20 protein-coding genes are annotated in these 19,182 nt (G+C 42.6%); all 20 read left to right on the plus strand.

Annotated features, from left to right (window positions below; translation table 11 throughout):
- Positions 1 to 224 precede the first annotated feature (224 nt).
- Positions 225 to 3,806, plus strand: coding sequence for a DNA-directed RNA polymerase subunit beta (gene rpoB, locus MKY18_RS00690; protein WP_003217223.1), 3,582 nt, complete (start codon positions 225 to 227; stop codon positions 3,804 to 3,806).
- 61 nt (positions 3,807 to 3,867) lie between these two features.
- On the plus strand, positions 3,868 to 7,467 hold the full coding sequence (gene rpoC, locus MKY18_RS00695) for a DNA-directed RNA polymerase subunit beta' (RefSeq protein WP_065097640.1): 3,600 nt from the start codon (positions 3,868 to 3,870) through the stop codon (positions 7,465 to 7,467).
- A 145-nt stretch (positions 7,468 to 7,612) separates the two neighbouring features.
- Complete coding sequence (locus MKY18_RS00700; protein ID WP_003216985.1) at positions 7,613 to 7,861, plus strand: 50S ribosomal protein L7ae-like protein; 249 nt, start codon at positions 7,613 to 7,615, stop codon at positions 7,859 to 7,861.
- A 112-nt stretch (positions 7,862 to 7,973) separates the two neighbouring features.
- Positions 7,974 to 8,393 (plus strand): 30S ribosomal protein S12, encoded by a 420-nt coding sequence (gene rpsL, locus MKY18_RS00705; RefSeq protein ID WP_003216962.1) that lies wholly within the window; start codon positions 7,974 to 7,976, stop codon positions 8,391 to 8,393.
- A 120-nt stretch (positions 8,394 to 8,513) separates the two neighbouring features.
- A complete protein-coding gene (rpsG, locus tag MKY18_RS00710; protein WP_003216884.1) occupies positions 8,514 to 8,984 on the plus strand; it encodes a 30S ribosomal protein S7 in 471 nt (156 codons plus the stop codon).
- A gap of 54 nt (positions 8,985 to 9,038) precedes the next feature.
- The gene (fusA, locus tag MKY18_RS00715) at positions 9,039 to 11,117 is read left to right on the plus strand and encodes an elongation factor G (protein ID WP_044139654.1); all 2,079 of its coding nucleotides are present in this window, start codon (positions 9,039 to 9,041) and stop codon (positions 11,115 to 11,117) included.
- Between the two features lie 118 nt (positions 11,118 to 11,235).
- A complete protein-coding gene (gene tuf / locus MKY18_RS00720; protein ID WP_044139653.1) occupies positions 11,236 to 12,426 on the plus strand; it encodes an elongation factor Tu in 1,191 nt (396 codons plus the stop codon).
- A 109-nt stretch (positions 12,427 to 12,535) separates the two neighbouring features.
- Positions 12,536 to 13,495, plus strand: coding sequence for an alpha/beta hydrolase (locus MKY18_RS00725; RefSeq protein WP_044139652.1), 960 nt, complete (start codon positions 12,536 to 12,538; stop codon positions 13,493 to 13,495).
- Positions 13,496 to 13,713: 218 nt separating this feature from the next.
- Positions 13,714 to 14,022, plus strand: coding sequence for a 30S ribosomal protein S10 (rpsJ, locus tag MKY18_RS00730; protein WP_003156464.1), 309 nt, complete (start codon positions 13,714 to 13,716; stop codon positions 14,020 to 14,022).
- Between the two features lie 37 nt (positions 14,023 to 14,059).
- Positions 14,060 to 14,689: a 50S ribosomal protein L3 gene (rplC, locus tag MKY18_RS00735; protein ID WP_113768750.1), complete on the plus strand. Its 630-nt coding sequence runs from the start codon at positions 14,060 to 14,062 to the stop codon at positions 14,687 to 14,689.
- A 27-nt stretch (positions 14,690 to 14,716) separates the two neighbouring features.
- Positions 14,717 to 15,340 (plus strand): 50S ribosomal protein L4, encoded by a 624-nt coding sequence (gene rplD / locus MKY18_RS00740; RefSeq protein ID WP_003217216.1) that lies wholly within the window; start codon positions 14,717 to 14,719, stop codon positions 15,338 to 15,340.
- On the plus strand, positions 15,340 to 15,627 hold the full coding sequence (gene rplW, locus MKY18_RS00745) for a 50S ribosomal protein L23 (RefSeq protein WP_003217016.1): 288 nt from the start codon (positions 15,340 to 15,342) through the stop codon (positions 15,625 to 15,627). Before rplD ends, rplW begins: the two co-directional genes overlap by 1 nt.
- 28 nt (positions 15,628 to 15,655) lie before the next feature.
- The gene (gene rplB / locus MKY18_RS00750) at positions 15,656 to 16,489 is read left to right on the plus strand and encodes a 50S ribosomal protein L2 (protein WP_003217065.1); all 834 of its coding nucleotides are present in this window, start codon (positions 15,656 to 15,658) and stop codon (positions 16,487 to 16,489) included.
- Positions 16,490 to 16,546: 57 nt separating this feature from the next.
- Complete coding sequence (gene rpsS, locus MKY18_RS00755) at positions 16,547 to 16,825, plus strand: 30S ribosomal protein S19 (protein WP_003216920.1); 279 nt, start codon at positions 16,547 to 16,549, stop codon at positions 16,823 to 16,825.
- Between the two features lie 17 nt (positions 16,826 to 16,842).
- Complete coding sequence (gene rplV, locus MKY18_RS00760; protein WP_007496316.1) at positions 16,843 to 17,184, plus strand: 50S ribosomal protein L22; 342 nt, start codon at positions 16,843 to 16,845, stop codon at positions 17,182 to 17,184.
- Between the two features lie 3 nt (positions 17,185 to 17,187).
- Positions 17,188 to 17,844 (plus strand): 30S ribosomal protein S3, encoded by a 657-nt coding sequence (rpsC, locus tag MKY18_RS00765; RefSeq protein WP_003217241.1) that lies wholly within the window; start codon positions 17,188 to 17,190, stop codon positions 17,842 to 17,844.
- Between the two features lies 1 nt (position 17,845).
- Complete coding sequence (gene rplP / locus MKY18_RS00770) at positions 17,846 to 18,280, plus strand: 50S ribosomal protein L16 (protein ID WP_003217039.1); 435 nt, start codon at positions 17,846 to 17,848, stop codon at positions 18,278 to 18,280.
- Positions 18,270 to 18,470 carry a 50S ribosomal protein L29 gene (gene rpmC / locus MKY18_RS00775; protein ID WP_003217155.1) on the plus strand — a complete coding sequence of 67 codons (201 nt, stop codon included), beginning with the start codon at positions 18,270 to 18,272 and terminating at the stop codon, positions 18,468 to 18,470. The genes rplP and rpmC overlap by 11 nt, the downstream gene beginning before the upstream one ends.
- A gap of 25 nt (positions 18,471 to 18,495) precedes the next feature.
- Positions 18,496 to 18,759, plus strand: coding sequence for a 30S ribosomal protein S17 (gene rpsQ / locus MKY18_RS00780; RefSeq protein WP_003216906.1), 264 nt, complete (start codon positions 18,496 to 18,498; stop codon positions 18,757 to 18,759).
- 39 nt (positions 18,760 to 18,798) lie between these two features.
- Positions 18,799 to 19,167, plus strand: a complete 369-nt coding sequence (rplN, locus tag MKY18_RS00785; RefSeq protein ID WP_003216882.1) for a 50S ribosomal protein L14 — start codon at positions 18,799 to 18,801, stop codon at positions 19,165 to 19,167.
- Positions 19,168 to 19,182 lie beyond the last annotated feature (15 nt).

The following is a 19,182-nucleotide window of genomic DNA, read 5'->3' on the forward strand; positions in this document are numbered from 1 at the left end:
ATGCCAATGTGTATATTTTGCTTGATAGGCTTAAAAAACAACTATTTTGTATAAATTATGCATATTTGGGAAAACTAATAAAATCGGTATTTGTTTTTGGATGTGGTTTTCTTATTTTAGAAACCCTTTTTTCTTTTGTCTTGTAAAAGTATTTCTTTACTGACATTTGAAAGGCTGAAATACTTTTTACACATATAATACGCATGATTTGAGGGGTGAATCAGTTGACAGGTCAACTAGTTCAGTATGGACGACACCGCCAGCGCAGAAGCTACGCACGCATAAGCGAAGTGTTAGAATTACCAAATCTCATTGAAATTCAAACCTCTTCTTATCAGTGGTTTCTTGATGAGGGTCTTAGAGAGATGTTTCAAGATATATCCCCAATTGAGGATTTTACTGGTAACCTTTCTCTTGAATTCATTGATTACAGCCTAGGGGATCCTAAGTATCCTGTAGCAGAATCAAAAGAACGTGATGTAACTTACTCTGCTCCACTAAGAGTGAAAGTTCGTTTAATTAACAAAGAAACTGGAGAAGTAAAAGACCAAGATGTGTTCATGGGTGATTTCCCAATCATGACAGACACAGGTACTTTTATCATTAACGGTGCGGAACGTGTAATCGTTTCTCAGTTAGTACGTTCTCCAAGTGTATATTTCAGTGGTAAAGTAGACAAAAACGGTAAAAAAGGTTTTACTGCGACTGTCATTCCAAACCGTGGCGCATGGTTAGAATACGAAACTGATGCGAAGGATGTAGTCTATGTACGCATCGATCGCACACGTAAGTTGCCGGTTACGGTTCTTTTGCGTGCTCTCGGCTTCAGCTCTGATCAAGAGATTCTTGACCTCATTGGCGAGAATGAATACTTACGCAACACGCTGGAAAAAGACAATACAGAGAATGCGGATAAAGCACTTCTCGAAATCTACGAGCGCCTCCGTCCTGGAGAGCCGCCAACTGTTGAAAATGCGAAAAGCCTGCTAGACTCTCGCTTCTTCGATCCGAAGAGATATGACCTAGCAAATGTTGGACGCTACAAGATTAATAAAAAGCTTCATATTAAAAATAGACTGTTCAATCAAAAATTGGCTGAAACGTTAGTTGACCCTGAAACAGGTGAAATTCTAGCAGAAAAAGGTCAAATTTTAGACAGAAGAGTTCTTGATAAAGTTCTTCCATACTTAGAAAACGGCATCGGATTTAGAAAGCTTTATCCAAATGGTGGCGTAGTAGAAGATGAAGTAGAACTTCAATCTATTAAGATTTATGCACCGTCTGATCAAGAAGGCGAGCAAGTGATCAACGTGATCGGGAATGCATACGTAGAGGAAGCTGTGAAAAACATCACGCCTTCTGACATCATTGCATCGATCAGTTACTTCTTCAACCTTCTTCATGGTGTAGGTGACACAGATGATATCGATCACCTTGGTAACCGTCGCCTGCGTTCTGTAGGTGAGCTTCTGCAAAACCAATTCCGTATTGGTTTAAGCAGAATGGAGCGTGTTGTTCGTGAAAGAATGTCGATCCAAGACACAAACACGATCACACCTCAGCAACTGATCAACATCCGTCCTGTGATCGCTTCTATCAAAGAGTTCTTTGGTAGCTCTCAGCTTTCTCAGTTCATGGATCAAACAAACCCGCTTGCTGAATTGACGCACAAACGTCGTCTGTCAGCGCTTGGGCCTGGTGGTTTGACACGTGAGCGTGCAGGAATGGAAGTTCGTGACGTTCACTACTCTCACTATGGCCGTATGTGTCCGATTGAAACACCAGAGGGTCCAAACATTGGTTTGATCAACTCTCTATCTTCATTTGCAAAAGTGAATCGTTTCGGCTTTATTGAAACACCTTACCGCCGGGTTGATCCTGAAACAGGTAAAGTGACACCGAGAATCGATTACTTAACTGCTGATGAAGAGGATAACTACGTTGTAGCACAAGCGAATGCTATATTAGGTGAAGATGGTTCGTTTATCGATGATAATATCATTGCTCGTTTCAGAGGGGAAAACACCGTTGTTCCTCGAAACCGTGTTGACTACATGGACGTTTCGCCAAAGCAGGTTGTTTCTGCAGCGACAGCATGTATCCCATTCTTAGAAAACGATGACTCTAACCGTGCTCTAATGGGAGCGAACATGCAACGTCAGGCTGTGCCTTTGATGCAGCCAGAATCACCGATTGTTGGTACAGGTATGGAGTATGTATCAGGTAAAGACTCTGGTGCTGCTGTCATCTGCCGTTACCCAGGTGTTGTAGAACGTGTTGAAGCAAAAAATATTTGGGTTCGCCGCTATGAAGATGTCGACGGACAACAAGTCAAAGGAAACCTAGACAAATACAGCTTGCTGAAATTTGTCCGCTCTAACCAAGGGACTTGCTACAACCAGCGTCCAATCGTAAGTGTTGGAGATGAAGTCGTAAAAGGAGAAATCCTTGCAGACGGTCCTTCAATGGAAAAAGGTGAATTGGCTCTAGGACGTAACGTTATGGTCGGCTTCATGACTTGGGACGGTTATAACTACGAGGATGCGATCATCATGAGTGAGCGCCTTGTAAAAGATGACGTCTACACATCTATTCATATTGAAGAATATGAATCAGAAGCTCGTGATACAAAGCTTGGACCGGAAGAAATCACTCGTGATATTCCAAACGTTGGGGAAGATGCTTTGCGCAACCTTGACGAGCGTGGAATCATCCGTATTGGTGCAGAAGTAAAAGACGGAGACCTTCTTGTAGGGAAAGTAACGCCTAAAGGTGTAACAGAACTAACAGCTGAAGAACGTCTATTACATGCAATCTTCGGTGAAAAGGCTCGTGAAGTACGTGATACATCTCTACGTGTTCCACACGGCGGCGGCGGAATTATCCACGACGTCAAAGTCTTTAACCGTGAAGATGGAGATGAATTACCTCCAGGTGTTAACCAGTTAGTCCGCGTATACATCGTTCAGAAGCGTAAAATTTCTGAAGGTGACAAAATGGCTGGACGACATGGTAATAAAGGGGTTATCTCTAAAATCCTTCCAGAAGAAGATATGCCGTATCTTCCAGATGGAACACCGATTGATATCATGTTAAACCCTCTAGGGGTACCATCTCGTATGAACATCGGTCAGGTACTTGAGCTTCATATGGGTATGGCTGCACGTTACCTTGGCATCCACATTGCGTCACCAGTATTTGATGGTGCGCGTGAGGAAGATGTTTGGGAAACGCTTGAAGAAGCAGGTATGTCCCGTGATGCGAAAACAGTCCTTTATGACGGTCGAACTGGTGAACCATTCGATAACCGTGTATCAGTCGGAATCATGTACATGATCAAACTGGCTCACATGGTTGACGACAAACTTCACGCTCGTTCAACTGGACCATACTCACTTGTTACGCAGCAGCCACTTGGCGGTAAAGCACAGTTTGGTGGTCAGCGTTTCGGAGAGATGGAAGTATGGGCACTTGAAGCTTACGGTGCAGCATACACACTTCAAGAGATCTTAACAGTTAAATCGGATGACGTGGTGGGTCGTGTGAAAACATACGAAGCCATCGTCAAAGGGGATAACGTCCCTGAACCAGGTGTCCCTGAATCATTCAAAGTGTTAATCAAAGAACTTCAAAGTTTAGGTATGGATGTCAAAATCCTATCTGGCGATGAAGAAGAGATAGAAATGAGAGATTTAGAAGACGATGAGGAAACGAAGAAAGCAGACGGATTAGCGTTATCTAATGACGAAGATGCTGCAGACCTCGCACCTGTCGATCTTGAACGTGACGCAGTCACAAAAGAATAGCAGAAACGATTAGAGCAAGTGACTAGGGTATAACCCGAAGATTAAAAGGGAGGTAGGCCCCTTGCTAGATGTGAACAATTTTGAGTATATGAACATCGGTCTCGCATCACCTGATAAAATCCGTTCTTGGTCTTTTGGTGAAGTGAAAAAGCCTGAAACGATTAACTATCGTACACTGAAACCTGAAAAAGATGGTCTCTTTTGTGAACGTATCTTCGGACCGCAAAAAGACTGGGAATGTCATTGTGGAAAGTATAAACGCGTTCGTTATAAGGGTGTTGTATGTGACCGTTGTGGTGTAGAAGTAACACGGGCAAAAGTCCGTCGTGAGAGAATGGGGCATATCGAACTGGCTGCCCCAGTTTCCCACATTTGGTATTTCAAAGGTATCCCAAGCCGTATGGGTCTTGTTCTTGATATGTCACCACGTGCATTAGAAGAAGTAATTTACTTCGCTTCATACGTTGTGACAGATCCGGGCAACACACCGCTTGAGAAGAAACAACTTCTTTCTGAGAAGGAATTCCGTGCTTATTTAGATAAATACGGTAATACATTCCAAGCAGCTATGGGTGCAGAAGCAATCAATAAACTTCTTCAAGATATCGATCTTGTAAAAGAAGTAGATGCACTGAAAGAAGAGCTGAAAACTGCTCAAGGACAGCGTCGTACACGTGCGATTAAACGCCTTGAAGTGCTAGAAGCCTTCCGTAACTCAGGAAACAAACCATCATGGATGATTCTTGATGTACTTCCGGTTATTCCGCCAGAATTACGTCCAATGGTTCAGCTTGATGGTGGACGTTTTGCTACTTCTGACTTAAACGACCTTTATCGTCGTGTCATCAACCGTAACAATCGTCTGAAACGTTTATTAGATCTTGGCGCGCCAAGCATCATCGTTCAGAACGAGAAGCGTATGCTTCAAGAAGCTGTCGATGCCTTGATTGATAATGGACGTAGAGGCCGACCAGTAACAGGACCAGGAAACAGACCATTGAAATCTCTTTCTCATATGCTGAAAGGGAAACAAGGGCGTTTCCGTCAAAACTTGCTTGGTAAACGTGTTGACTATTCTGGACGTTCCGTTATCGTCGTAGGACCACATTTGAAAATGTATCAGTGTGGACTTCCGAAAGAAATGGCTCTTGAATTATTCAAACCATTCGTGATGAAGGAGCTTGTTGAAAAAGGTTTAGCTCACAACATCAAGAGTGCGAAGCGTAAAATTGAGCGCGTGCAGCCGGAAGTATGGGATGTTTTAGAATCAGTGATTCGCGAGCACCCAGTCTTACTAAACCGTGCACCGACTCTTCACAGACTTGGTATTCAAGCGTTTGAACCTACACTTGTGGAAGGACGCGCAATTCGTCTGCATCCACTTGTATGTACAGCCTACAACGCTGACTTTGACGGTGACCAAATGGCGGTTCACGTACCATTATCTGCTGAGGCTCAAGCTGAAGCTCGTATCTTAATGCTTGCTGCTCAAAACATTTTGAACCCGAAAGATGGAAAACCTGTTGTTACGCCATCTCAGGATATGGTGCTTGGTAACTACTACCTTACACTTGAGCGTAAAGGTGCTATCGGAGAAGGTATGGTCTTCAAAGATACTAACGAAGCCCTTATAGCTTATCAAAATGGGTATGTGCATCTTCATACACGTGTAGCTGTTGCAGCTAACTCGTTGAAGAATGTGACATTCACTGATGAACAGCGTTCTAAATTGTTGATTACAACAGTTGGAAAACTAATCTTTAACGAAATCTTACCGGAATCATTCCCTTACATGAATGAGCCGACAAAGAGCAATATTGAAGAAAAAACGCCTGACCGCTTCTTCCTTGAAAAAGGTGAAGATGTCAAAGCTGCGATTGAGAAACAAGAAATTAATGCGCCGTTCAAAAAAGGTATTTTAGGTAAAATCATTGCGGAAATCTTTAAGAGATTCCATATCACTGAGACATCTAAAATGCTTGACCGCATGAAAAATCTTGGTTTCAAATACTCTACTAAAGCGGGTATTACGGTTGGGGTGTCTGATATCGTCGTATTAGATGATAAACAGAAGATCCTTGAAGAAGCGCAAGCAAAAGTAGATAACGTCATGAAGCAATTCAGACGTGGTTTGATTACTGAAGAAGAGCGTTACGAGAGAGTCATTTCGATCTGGAGTTCTTCTAAAGATGTCATCCAAGGTAAACTGATGAAGTCCCTTGATGAAGTCAACCCAATCTACATGATGAGTGACTCTGGAGCGCGTGGTAACGCATCTAACTTCACTCAGCTGGCTGGTATGCGTGGTCTGATGGCCAACCCGGCTGGACGTATCATTGAACTTCCGATCAAATCTAGTTTCCGTGAAGGTTTAACCGTATTAGAATACTTTATTTCCACTCACGGAGCGCGTAAAGGTCTTGCCGATACAGCCCTTAAAACAGCTGACTCAGGTTACCTCACGCGTCGTCTCGTTGACGTTGCACAGGATGTCATCATCCGTGAAACAGATTGCGGTACAGACCGTGGAATCTTGGCGAAGTCCATTAGAGAAGGAAATGAAATTATTGAGAAACTTGAAGAACGTCTAATTGGACGTTTTGCAAGAAAACCAATTGTTCATCCTGAAACGGGCGAAGTCATGGTCGACGAAAACGAGCTAATTGATGAAGATAAAGCACTTGAAGTAGTCGAAGCAGGGATTGAGGAAGTATGGATCCGTTCTGCATTTACATGTAACACGCCTCATGGTGTATGTAAACGATGCTACGGCCGTAACCTTGCAACTGGCACTGACGTTGAAGTCGGTGAAGCAGTTGGAATCATCGCTGCTCAATCAATCGGTGAGCCAGGAACACAGCTTACAATGCGTACGTTCCACACCGGTGGGGTAGCAGGAGACGATATCACACAAGGTTTACCTCGTATCCAAGAGCTATTTGAAGCGCGTAATCCGAAAGGGCAAGCGACGATTTCTGAAATTGATGGTGTCGTTGCTGAAATTAACGATGTTCGTGACAAGCAGCAGGAAATTGTGGTTCAAGGCGACGTTGAAACTCGTTCTTACACAGCTCCTTACAATGCGCGTCTGAAAGTTGTTGAAGGTGACAAAGTCACTCGTGGTCAAGTACTGACAGAAGGTTCGATCGATCCGAAAGAACTTCTTAAAGTGACTGATATGACAGCTGTTCAAGAATATCTGCTTCATGAAGTACAAAAAGTATACCGTATGCAAGGGGTAGAGATCGGAGATAAGCACGTTGAGGTAATGGTTCGCCAAATGCTTCGTAAAGTGCGTGTCGCTGATGCAGGGGATACAGATGTATTACCAGGCACACTTCTTGATGTACATCAATTCACTGAAGCGAACAAAAAAGTACTATTCGAAGGAAAGCGTCCTGCAACAGGCCGCCCAGTTCTTCTTGGTATTACAAAAGCATCGCTTGAAACAGACTCATTCTTGTCTGCGGCATCTTTCCAAGAAACGACTCGTGTCCTAACAGATGCGGCGATCAAAGGAAAACGTGATGAACTGCTTGGCTTGAAAGAGAATGTTATCATCGGTAAACTTGTTCCAGCTGGAACAGGAATGCCAAACTACCGTAAAGTTAAGCCGGTTTCACAAGTGCAGCCGTCTGACGATATGGTTCCTGTAGAGTAATCTTTCTCGTGAGATTCCTATAAAATCATCAAAAAATGGTGAAGGATGTCAAGATAATCTGTCATATGATATTGACATCCTTCTGCCATGATGATAATATAACCAAGGTGCTCAAAATAAAACCTGTTACTTTGGAGGATATTCGATGTCTTATGATAAAGTATCACAGGCCCAATCCATTATTATTGGTACGAAGCAAACAGTAAAAGCTCTGAAACGAGATTCAGTAAAGGAAATCGTCGTAGCGAAAGATGCTGATCCTGCTTTAACAGCTAGTGTAACAAAACTAGCGCAAGAGAAGGGTGTAGACATTTTAGTGGTAGATTCCATGAAAAAGCTCGGCAAAGCCTGCGGAATTGAAGTTGGAGCAGCAGCTGTTGCCATTATGTTATAGCGTACTTGTTTTGTTTTTGCATGTGTAAATGCAAAAGCATTGTTTTTTGCCTTTTAATGAACCACCTGGGTATGTGGGTTATAAAAAAAGCAACGAAGGGAGGAATAACAACATGCCTACAATTAATCAGCTAATACGCAAAGGACGCGTGAGTAAAGTTGAAAACTCAAAGTCTCCTGCACTTAACAAAGGATACAACAGTTTCAAAAAAGAGCACACTAACGTAACATCTCCACAGAAACGCGGGGTTTGTACTCGTGTCGGCACAATGACACCGAAAAAACCAAACTCAGCACTACGTAAATATGCTCGTGTACGTTTGTCTAACCTGATTGAGGTAACAGCTTACATTCCTGGTATCGGACATAATCTACAAGAGCACAGTGTAGTACTTATCCGTGGCGGACGTGTAAAAGACTTACCGGGTGTACGTTACCACATCGTTCGTGGTGCGCTTGATACTGCCGGAGTTGACGGTCGTATGCAAGGACGTTCTAAATACGGAACAAAACGCCCTAAACAAAGCAAATAATACAAACAAACATAAGGGTTTTTAGAAGTTGATATCAGATCAGTGGAGTCAGGCAACTGACAATGATATTGAGATGAGAGACAGATAGAAATCCTTTTAAATGAGAAGGGAGGCTATCAGATGCCACGTAAAGGTCCTGTAGCAAAAAGAGACGTATTGCCAGATCCAATTTACAATTCTAAACTTGTATCTCGTTTGATCAACAAAATGATGATCGACGGTAAAAGAGGAAAGTCACAAACAATTCTCTACAAGTCATTTGATATCATCAAAGAACGTACTGGTAATGAAGCGATGGAGGTTTTCGAACAAGCCTTGAAAAACATCATGCCAGTTCTTGAAGTTAAAGCACGTCGTGTAGGTGGAGCTAACTACCAAGTTCCTGTAGAAGTTCGCCCAGACCGTCGTACTACTTTAGGTCTTCGCTGGTTAGTAAACTATGCTCGTCTTCGTGGAGAAAAAACGATGGAAGAGCGTCTTGCTAACGAAATCCTTGACGCAGCTAACAACACTGGTGCTGCTGTTAAGAAACGTGAAGATACACACAAAATGGCAGAAGCGAACAAAGCATTCGCTCACTACCGCTGGTAGGATTTATACCAAACTAAAAAAACTATTCCCTAATAAGGAAGGAGAAATTACCCAATGGCAAGAGAGTTCTCCTTAGACAAAACTCGTAATATTGGTATCATGGCTCACATCGATGCTGGTAAAACGACAACGACTGAGCGTATCTTATACTACACTGGTCGTATCCATAAAATTGGTGAAACTCACGAAGGAGCTTCCCAAATGGACTGGATGGAGCAGGAGCAAGAACGTGGTATTACAATCACTTCTGCTGCTACTACAGCACAATGGAAAGGTTACCGTGTAAACATCATCGATACACCAGGACACGTAGACTTCACTGTTGAAGTTGAACGTTCTTTACGTGTACTTGACGGTGCGGTAGCAGTTCTTGATGCACAATCAGGTGTAGAGCCACAAACTGAAACAGTTTGGCGCCAAGCAACAACTTACGGAGTACCTCGTATCGTATTCGTTAACAAAATGGATAAAACCGGTGCGGACTTCCTTTACTCTGTAAGCACATTAAGAGATCGTCTTCAAGCGAACGCTCATGCAATTCAATTGCCGATCGGCGCTGAAGATCAATTCGAAGGAATCATCGACCTTGTAGATAACGTAGCATACTTCTACGAAGATGACCTTGGAACTCGCTCTGATGCACAAGAAATCCCTGCTGAGTATAAAGACAAAGCTGAAGAGCTTCGCAACAGCCTTATTGAAGCTGTCGCTGAGCTTGATGAAGAGCTTATGGAAAAATACCTTGAGGGTGAAGAAATTACAATTCCTGAATTGAAAGCTGCAATCCGTAAAGGAACGTTGAATGTTGAATTCTACCCAGTTCTTGTTGGATCTGCTTTCAAAAACAAAGGTGTTCAGCTTGTACTTGATGCTGTGCTTGATTACCTTCCTGCACCAACTGATGTTGCTGCAATCAAAGGTATCCTGCCAGATTCAAATGAAGAGGTTGTTCGTGAGTCTACTGATGACGCACCATTCTCAGCTCTTGCATTTAAAGTTATGACTGACCCTTATGTTGGGAAACTAACTTTCTTCCGCGTATACTCTGGAACACTTGCTTCAGGTTCATACGTGAAGAACTCTTCTAAGAACAAGCGTGAGCGTGTTGGACGTATCCTTCAAATGCACGCAAACAGCCGTGAAGAAATCTCTACTGTATATGCAGGGGATATCGCAGCAGCTGTTGGTCTTAAAGATACATCTACTGGTGACACTCTTTGTGACGAGAAAGATACTGTTATCCTTGAGTCTATGGAATTCCCAGAGCCAGTTATCGATGTAGCCATCGAGCCTAAATCAAAGGCTGACCAAGATAAAATGGGTATCGCTTTAGCTAAACTAGCTGAAGAGGATCCAACATTCCGTACACAAACAAACCCTGAAACTGGTCAAACGATCATCTCTGGTATGGGTGAGCTTCACCTTGATATCATTGTTGACCGTATGAAGCGTGAGTTCAAGGTGGAAGCTAACGTAGGTGCTCCTCAAGTTGCGTACCGTGAAACATTCCGTTCTGGTGCAAAAGTTGAAGGTAAATTCGTACGTCAGTCTGGTGGACGTGGTCAGTTCGGACACGTTTGGATCGAATTCGAACCAAACGAAGAAGGCGCAGGCTTCGAATTCCAAAATGCAATCGTCGGTGGGGTTGTTCCACGTGAATACATTCCAGCAATTCAAGCAGGTCTTGAAGATTCACTTGAAAATGGTGTATTAGCTGGATTCCCATTAATCGACATCAAAGCAAAATTATTTGATGGATCTTACCACGATGTTGACTCGAACGAAATGGCGTTTAAAATTGCTGCATCTATGGCATTGAAAAATGCTGTCAGCAAATGTAACCCAGTTCTACTTGAGCCAATGATGAAAGTGGAAGTCGTTATCCCTGAAGAATACATGGGAGACATCATGGGTGATATCACATCTCGTCGTGGACGTGTAGAAGGTATGGAAGCTCGCGGTAACGCTCAAGTTGTTCGCGCAATGGTTCCACTTTCTGAAATGTTCGGATATGCAACTTCACTCCGTTCTAACACACAAGGACGCGGTACTTTCACTATGCATATGGATCACTACGAAGAAGTGCCTAAGAGCATCAGTGAAGAAATCATCAAAAAAAATAAAGGTGAATAATTGATTTTGCCTTTAAACTAAAGTATAACTACTATTGAAGATCAGAAAGTGAGAGATAACTCTTCACTTTCTATCACTCTATACCAAATACAATGAACCTTTAAGGAGGATTTTTAGAATGGCTAAAGAAAAATTCGACCGTTCCAAATCGCATGCTAACATTGGTACAATTGGACACGTTGACCATGGTAAAACAACTCTAACTGCTGCTATCTCAACAGTTCTTCATAAGAAGTCTGGTAAAGGATCAGCTATGGGATATGACCAAATCGATGGTGCTCCAGAAGAGCGCGAGCGTGGAATCACAATCTCAACTTCACACGTCGAGTATGAAACAGACACTCGTCACTATGCACACGTAGACTGCCCAGGACACGCTGACTACGTTAAAAACATGATCACTGGTGCTGCTCAAATGGACGGCGCGATCTTAGTAGTATCTGCTGCTGATGGTCCAATGCCACAAACACGTGAGCACATCCTACTTTCTCGTAACGTAGGTGTTCCATACATCGTAGTATTCCTTAACAAATGTGACATGGTTGACGATGAAGAGTTACTTGAACTTGTTGAAATGGAAGTTCGTGACCTTCTTTCTGACTATGACTTCCCTGGTGATGATGTACCAGTTATCAAAGGTTCTGCTCTTAAAGCTCTTGAAGGAGATGCTGATTACGAAGCAAAAATCTTTGAACTTATGGATGCGGTTGATGAGTACATCCCAACTCCAGAGCGTGACACTGAGAAGCCATTCATGATGCCAGTTGAGGATGTATTCTCAATCACTGGTCGTGGAACTGTTGCTACTGGTCGTGTTGAGCGTGGACAAGTTAAAGTCGGTGACGAAGTTGAAATCATCGGTCTTCAAGAAGACAATGGTAAAACAACTGTTACAGGTGTTGAAATGTTCCGTAAGCTTCTTGACTATGCTGAAGCTGGTGACAACATCGGTGCACTACTTCGTGGTGTATCTCGTGAAGATATCCAACGTGGTCAAGTACTTGCTAAACCAGGTACAATCACTCCACATAGCCGTTTCAAAGCTGAAGTTTATGTACTTTCTAAAGAAGAGGGTGGACGTCATACTCCATTCTTCGCTAACTACCGTCCGCAGTTCTACTTCCGTACAACTGACGTAACTGGTATCGTACATCTTCCAGAAGGTACTGAAATGGTAATGCCTGGCGATAACACTGAGATGGAAGTTGAACTTATCTCTACTATCGCTATCGAAGAAGGAACTCGTTTCTCTATCCGTGAGGGTGGACGTACTGTAGGTTCTGGCGTCGTTTCAAATATCATTAAGTAATAAACATATAAAAGAGACTCCTTGCAAAAGGGTCTCTTTTTTTGCTTTTCCAGATCAGAACGGCTACTATAAGCTATAGAATCTAAATGGAACCGAGAGGATCACTGGAATGGCGAAGACATATTTGAAGAAATGGTTAATCGGCGGGGTTGACCAATGGATTATGATCAAAGAAGATCACACTAGTGAAGCGAAGCCTGTTCTTTTATTTTTACACGGTGGGCCCGGTTCCGCTCAAATCAGCTATATCGACTCATTTCATGAGGAACTTAATCACGATTTTACAGTTGTTCATTGGGATCAGCGTGGCGCGGGACTCTCCTATCAAAAGAATCCCTCCGATACTTCCATGACCATTCGGCAATTTATTGAAGATACGATTGAACTGACAGAGAAAGTCCTTTCATATCTAGGTCAATCAAAATTGTACATCGCCGGATATTCGTGGGGGTCATTAATCGCCATACAAGCAGTACATAAGCGCCCAGATCTATATCATGCTTATTATGGAATTAGTCAGGTAGTAGATGTAATAAAAGAAGATAGTGTGTCGTACGAGCTTCTTTTGGAGAAATACGAAAGAAATCGGTTGTTTACTTGGTGCCTGCGATTACTGACGCCTCCTCCGTGGAAACGAATATCAGCTCATGCTCTGTTCTCTCTATATAAAGAGCTCGGAAGCGTAGGTCTCACACATAGGTGGAAGCCGCTTATTCAAATGCTGCGCGGGTTTCTTTTTAGTAAGGAATATCAGCTCAAAGATAAGTGGAATTTCCTTAAAGGACAGATGCTTAGTCAGGACATTCTATGGGATGAATTGATGAATGAGAGCATTGAATACCGAGTTTCTACTATATTAATACCTTGTTACTTTATCATTGGTGAATATGACATGATTACACCAGCTGCTGTATCAAAACCTTATGTTGAGCAATTAACAGCACCAGTCAAAGAATGGTTCACCTTTAAAGAATCTGCACATTCCCCGCATCTAGAAGAGCCAGAAGAATTTATCCGTACCATAAAAAAGACGGCTGTACATCATCTTCAGGGAAAGCTTGATTTATAGGCTGAACCCCTGTATAATATGAAAAGTGTGCAAATCATAAATTTATCCGATTTATTATTGCAACACGCAGGCCAATTTGGTACAATAGTGCATGTTGGTCTTTGACTGCGATGAAGTGAGAGGTTGCTGACACACCCGGCCGCTTTGCCATGGCAAGGTGATCAGGTTTTTCTCACGGAGAACTGTCTAACGTAAGTAGGCGAAAAGGAGGGAAAATAATGGCAAAACAAAAAATTCGTATTCGTTTAAAAGCATATGATCATAGAATTCTTGATCAATCTGCTGAGAAGATTGTTGAAACGGCTAAGCGTTCTGGTGCTAGTGTATCTGGTCCAATCCCGCTTCCAACTGAAAAATCAGTTTACACAATCCTTCGTGCGGTGCATAAGTACAAAGATTCTCGTGAGCAATTTGAGATGCGTACTCACAAACGTCTAATCGACATCGTGAATCCAACTCCACAAACAGTTGATGCACTTATGCGTTTAGATTTACCATCTGGTGTAGATATCGAAATCAAACTTTAATTCAAATAGAAAACACATATTATAGGAGGTGTGACTAATGACCAAAGGAATCTTAGGTAGAAAAATTGGTATGACGCAAGTATTCGCAGAAAACGGTGATCTTATCCCTGTAACTGTTGTTGAGGCTGCTGCTAACGTTGTTCTTCAAAAGAAGACTGCTGACACGGATGGCTATGAAGCAATCCAAATCGGTTTTGACGACAAACGGGAAAAGCTTTCTAACAAACCAGAGAAGGGCCACGTTGCTAAAGCGGAAACTGCTCCTAAGCGCTTCGTAAAAGAATTACGCGGTGCGGAGTTAGATGCGTATGAAGTTGGTCAGGAAGTCAAAGTTGATATTTTCGCAAGTGGAGATATCGTAGATGTAACAGGAACATCAAAAGGTAAAGGATTCCAAGGGGCTATCAAGCGCCACGGACAATCACGCGGACCAATGACTCACGGTTCACGTTACCACCGTCGTCCTGGTTCAATGGGACCTGTTGATCCAAACCGAGTATTCAAAGGTAAACTTCTTCCAGGTCGTATGGGCGGAGAGCAAATCACTGTCCAAAACCTTGAGATCGTTAAAGTTGATGCAGAACGCAATCTTCTATTGATCAAAGGAAATGTACCAGGAGCTAAAAAATCTCTAGTAACTGTAAAGAGTGCAGTTAAATCTAAATAACTCTCTTAGGAAAGGAGGAAACAAGTCATGCCAAAAGTAGCATTATTTAACCAAAACGGTTCTACTAACGGTGAAATCGAATTAAACGCTTCTGTGTTTGGAATTGAGCCAAACGAAAGCGTAGTATTCGATGCTATTCTTATGCAAAGAGCTTCCTTACGTCAAGGAACTCACAAAGTAAAAACTCGTTCTGAAGTACGTGGCGGAGGTCGTAAGCCTTGGAGACAGAAGGGTACTGGTCGTGCTCGTCAAGGTTCTATCCGTTCACCACAATGGCGCGGAGGCGGTATCGTATTCGGTCCAACACCACGCAGCTATTCTTATAAATTACCTAAAAAAGTTCGCCGCTTGGCTATCAAGTCAGTATTGTCTTCTAAAGTAATCGACAACAACATCATCGTTCTTGAAGATCTGACTCTTGATGCAGTGAAAACGAAAGAATTCGCAGGCATCCTTAAAGGATTATCTGTCGAGAAGAAAGCGTTGATCGTCACTGCGGATGCAAACGAAACAGTTGCTTTATCTGCTCGTAACATCCCTGGAGTAACAGTTGTTGAAGCTAACGGTATCAACGTTCTTGACGTTGTCAACCACGAGAAACTTCTGATCACTAAAGCAGCGGTTGAAAAAGTAGAGGAGGGACTTGCATAATGAAAGATCCTCGTGATGTTCTAAAGCGCCCTATCATTACTGAACGTTCTGCTGATCTAATGACAGAGAAGAAGTATACGTTCGAAGTTGATGTCAGAGCTAACAAAACAGAAGTGAAAGACGCTGTTGAAGAAATCTTTGGAGTGAAAGTTGAGAAAGTCAACGTTCAAAATTACAAAGGAAAATCTAAACGCGTTGGACGCTACACTGGTATGACTAGCCGTCGCAGAAAAGCGATCGTGAAATTAACTGCTGACAGCAAAGAAATCGAAATTTTTGAAGCGTAAATCTTAAAAAGAAGGAGGGAAATTCAAAATGGCGATTAAAAAGTATAAACCAACCAGTAATGGTCGTCGTGGCATGACTACTTCAGATTTTGCTGAAATCACGACTGACAAACCAGAAAAATCGTTGCTTGCGCCGCTTCACAGAAAAGGCGGACGTAACAACCAAGGTAGAATGACTGTTCGTCATCAAGGTGGCGGTCATAAACGTCAATACCGTATCATTGACTTTAAACGTGATAAAGACGGTATACCTGGACGCGTTGCTACAATCGAGTATGATCCAAACCGTTCAGCGAACATCGCTCTTGTAAACTATGCAGATGGTGAGAAACGTTACATTCTTGCTCCTAAAGGAATCCAAGTTGGTACTGAAGTTACTTCTGGACCAGAATCTGACATCAAACCAGGTAATGCTCTTCCACTTATCAACATCCCAGTTGGTACAGTTGTGCATAACATTGAATTAAAACCAGGTAAAGGTGGACAATTAGTTCGTTCTGCTGGTACTTCTGCTCAAGTTCTTGGTAAAGAAGGTAAATACGTTCTTGTACGTTTGAACTCAGGAGAAGTTCGTATGATTCTTTCTGCTTGCCGTGCGACTATCGGTCAAGTTGGAAACGAGCAACACGAATTAATTAACATCGGTAAAGCTGGACGTTCACGCTGGAAAGGCGTACGCCCAACAGTTCGTGGTTCTGTAATGAACCCTAACGATCACCCACACGGTGGTGGTGAAGGACGCGCTCCAATCGGACGTAAATCACCAATGTCTCCATGGGGCAAACCGACTCTTGGATTCAAGACTCGTAAAAAAACCAACAAGTCTGATAAATTCATTGTACGTCGTCGTAAAAACAAGTAACGGGGTTGTCTACGGTTCATTTAGGACCGTAGTTCAATCACGAAGGGAGGTTCCACAATGGCTCGCAGCTTAAAAAAAGGACCATTTGTTGATGATCATTTGATGGCTAAAGTCGAGAAATTGAATGAAACTGACAAAAAGCAAGTCGTAAAAACTTGGTCTCGTCGTTCTACAATTTTCCCACAATTCATCGGTCACACAATCGCTGTCTATGACGGACGCAAACATGTACCTGTTTTCATTTCTGAAGATATGGTAGGTCACAAATTGGGCGAATTCGCACCAAGCCGTACTTACAAAGGTCATGCTAGTGACGATAAAAAAACAAGACGCTAATGAGAGGAGGCTTTTAAATGCAAGCTAAAGCTGTCGCAAGAACAGTCCGTATTGCTCCTCGTAAAGCACGTCTAGTAATGGACCTGATCCGAGGTAAGCAAGTAGGAGAAGCAGTTTCTATCTTAAACCTTACACCTAAGGCTGCTTCACCAATTATTGAAAAAGTATTAAAATCTGCTATCGCAAACGCTGAGCACAACTACGAGTTGGACGCTAACAGCCTAGTGATTACTCAAGCATTCGTTGACGAAGGTCCAACACTTAAGAGATTCCGTCCACGTGCTATGGGTCGTGCGAGCGCAATTAACAAACGTACTAGCCACATTACAATCGTTGTATCAGAAAAGAAGGAGGGATAATCCGTGGGTCAAAAGGTAAATCCAGTAGGTCTTCGTATTGGCGTCATTCGTGATTGGGAATCTAAATGGTTCGCAGGAAAAGATTACGCTGACTTCTTACATGAAGACTTGAAAATCCGTGAATTCATCAGCAAGCGTTTGTCTGACGCGTCTGTTTCTAAAGTAGAAATCGAACGTGCTGCAAACCGCGTAAATATCACAATCCACACGGCTAAACCAGGTATGGTAATTGGTAAAGGCGGATCTGAAGTTGAAGCACTTCGTAAAGCTCTTAACAGCCTAACTGGCAAACGTGTACACATCAACATCCTTGAAATCAAAAGAGCAGATCTTGATGCTCAGCTAGTTGCTGAAAACATCGCTCGTCAACTTGAAAATCGTATTTCATTCCGTCGTGCACAAAAACAAACAATCCAACGCACAATGCGTGCTGGAGCACAAGGAATCAAAACAATGGTTTCTGGTCGTCTTGGCGGTGCAGATATTGCTCGTTCTGAATATTACAGTGAAGGTACTGTTCCGTTGCACACACTTCGTGCTGACATCGACTATGCTACTGCTGAAGCTGACACTACTTATGGTAAGCTTGGCGTAAAAGTATGGATCTATCGTGGAGAAGTCCTTCCAACTAAGAAGAATACTGCGGAAGGAGGAAAATAATATGTTATTGCCAAAACGCGTGAAGTATCGCAGAGAACATCGTGGAAAAATGCGTGGTCGTGCAAAAGGTGGTACTGAAGTACATTTCGGTGAGTACGGTATCCAAGCTCAAGAAGCTTCTTGGATCACGAACCGCCAAATCGAAGCTGCTCGTATTGCTATGACTCGTTACATGAAACGTGGCGGTAAAGTTTGGATTAAAATTTTCCCTTCTAAGCCATACACAGCTAAACCTCTAGAGGTCCGCATGGGTTCCGGTAAAGGTGCTCCAGAAGGATGGGTAGCTGTAGTAAAACCAGGCAAAGTTTTATTTGAAATTTCTGGTGTGTCTGAAGAAGTTGCTCGTGAAGCTCTTCGTCTTGCATCTCACAAATTGCCAATTAAAACGAAGTTCGTAAAACGTGAAGAAATTGGTGGTGAATCAAATGAAAGCTAATGAAATTCGTGACCTTACCACTGCTGAAATTGAACAAAAAGTAAAGTCTCTTAAAGAAGAACTTTTCAATCTTCGTTTCCAATTAGCGACTGGGCAGCTTGAAAACACTGCTCGCATTCGTGAAGTGCGTAAATCAATCGCACGCATGAAAACTGTGATTCGTCAAAGAGAAATCGCTGCTAATAAATAATAATTAGAGGGGAGGCCCCGCAAACATGAGCGAACGTAACCAACGTAAAGTGTATCAAGGTCGTGTTGTTTCTGACAAAATGGATAAAACCATCACTGTTGTAGTTGAAACATACAAAAAGCATTCACTTTATGGCAAACGTGTAAGATACTCTAAGAAGTTCAAAGCACATGATGAAAACAACCAAGCAAAAATCGGAGACATCGTAAAGGTCATGGAAACTCGTCCTTTATCTGCGACTAAACGCTTTCGTCTAGTTGAAGTTGTCGAAGAAGCCGTTATTATCTAATAAAGTTCGGATTTCTTTTTCCGAAAGGAGGTAACATTAATGATTCAACAGGAGACTCGTTTAAAAGTAGCTGACAACTCTGGCGCACGCGAAGTACTAACGATTAAAGTTCTTGGTGGCTCTGGACGTAAGACGGCTAACATCGGTGATGTCATTGTTTGTACGGTTAAACAAGCAACACCAGGAGGCGTTGTCAAAAAAGGTGAAGTTGTGAAAGCAGTTATCGTTCGTACAAAGAGCGGAGCTCGCAGAAACGATGGATCTTACATCAGCTTCGATGAAAATGCATGTGTCATTATCCGTGACGACAAGAGCCCACGTGGAACTCGTATCTTCGGACCAGTAGCACGTGAACTTCGTGAAAACAACTATATGAAAATTGTTTCTCTAGCACCAGAAGTACTTTAATGAATACAATCCGCG

This window comes from Bacillus sp. FSL R7-0672 (genome assembly GCF_038601465.1).
In the GTDB taxonomy this organism is placed as follows: domain Bacteria; phylum Bacillota; class Bacilli; order Bacillales; family Bacillaceae; genus Bacillus; species Bacillus pumilus.

What these genes read in the sequence shown, in the direction of transcription:
- MKY18_RS00700 (WP_003216985.1), top strand. Translation starts at nt 7,613, where the DNA reads ATGTCTTATGATAAAGTATCACAGGCCCAATCCATTATTATTGGTACG.
- rpsL (WP_003216962.1), top strand. Translation starts at nt 7,974, where the DNA reads ATGCCTACAATTAATCAGCTAATACGCAAAGGACGCGTGAGTAAAGTT.
- rpsG (WP_003216884.1), top strand. Translation starts at nt 8,514, where the DNA reads ATGCCACGTAAAGGTCCTGTAGCAAAAAGAGACGTATTGCCAGATCCA.
- fusA (WP_044139654.1), top strand. Translation starts at nt 9,039, where the DNA reads ATGGCAAGAGAGTTCTCCTTAGACAAAACTCGTAATATTGGTATCATG.
- tuf (WP_044139653.1), top strand. Translation starts at nt 11,236, where the DNA reads ATGGCTAAAGAAAAATTCGACCGTTCCAAATCGCATGCTAACATTGGT.
- MKY18_RS00725 (WP_044139652.1), top strand. Translation starts at nt 12,536, where the DNA reads ATGGCGAAGACATATTTGAAGAAATGGTTAATCGGCGGGGTTGACCAA.
- rpsJ (WP_003156464.1), top strand. Translation starts at nt 13,714, where the DNA reads ATGGCAAAACAAAAAATTCGTATTCGTTTAAAAGCATATGATCATAGA.
- rplC (WP_113768750.1), top strand. Translation starts at nt 14,060, where the DNA reads ATGACCAAAGGAATCTTAGGTAGAAAAATTGGTATGACGCAAGTATTC.
- rplD (WP_003217216.1), top strand. Translation starts at nt 14,717, where the DNA reads ATGCCAAAAGTAGCATTATTTAACCAAAACGGTTCTACTAACGGTGAA.
- rplW (WP_003217016.1), top strand. Translation starts at nt 15,340, where the DNA reads ATGAAAGATCCTCGTGATGTTCTAAAGCGCCCTATCATTACTGAACGT.
- rplB (WP_003217065.1), top strand. Translation starts at nt 15,656, where the DNA reads ATGGCGATTAAAAAGTATAAACCAACCAGTAATGGTCGTCGTGGCATG.
- rpsS (WP_003216920.1), top strand. Translation starts at nt 16,547, where the DNA reads ATGGCTCGCAGCTTAAAAAAAGGACCATTTGTTGATGATCATTTGATG.
- rplV (WP_007496316.1), top strand. Translation starts at nt 16,843, where the DNA reads ATGCAAGCTAAAGCTGTCGCAAGAACAGTCCGTATTGCTCCTCGTAAA.
- rplP (WP_003217039.1), top strand. Translation starts at nt 17,846, where the DNA reads ATGTTATTGCCAAAACGCGTGAAGTATCGCAGAGAACATCGTGGAAAA.
- rpmC (WP_003217155.1), top strand. Translation starts at nt 18,270, where the DNA reads ATGAAAGCTAATGAAATTCGTGACCTTACCACTGCTGAAATTGAACAA.
- rpsQ (WP_003216906.1), top strand. Translation starts at nt 18,496, where the DNA reads ATGAGCGAACGTAACCAACGTAAAGTGTATCAAGGTCGTGTTGTTTCT.
- rplN (WP_003216882.1), top strand. Translation starts at nt 18,799, where the DNA reads ATGATTCAACAGGAGACTCGTTTAAAAGTAGCTGACAACTCTGGCGCA.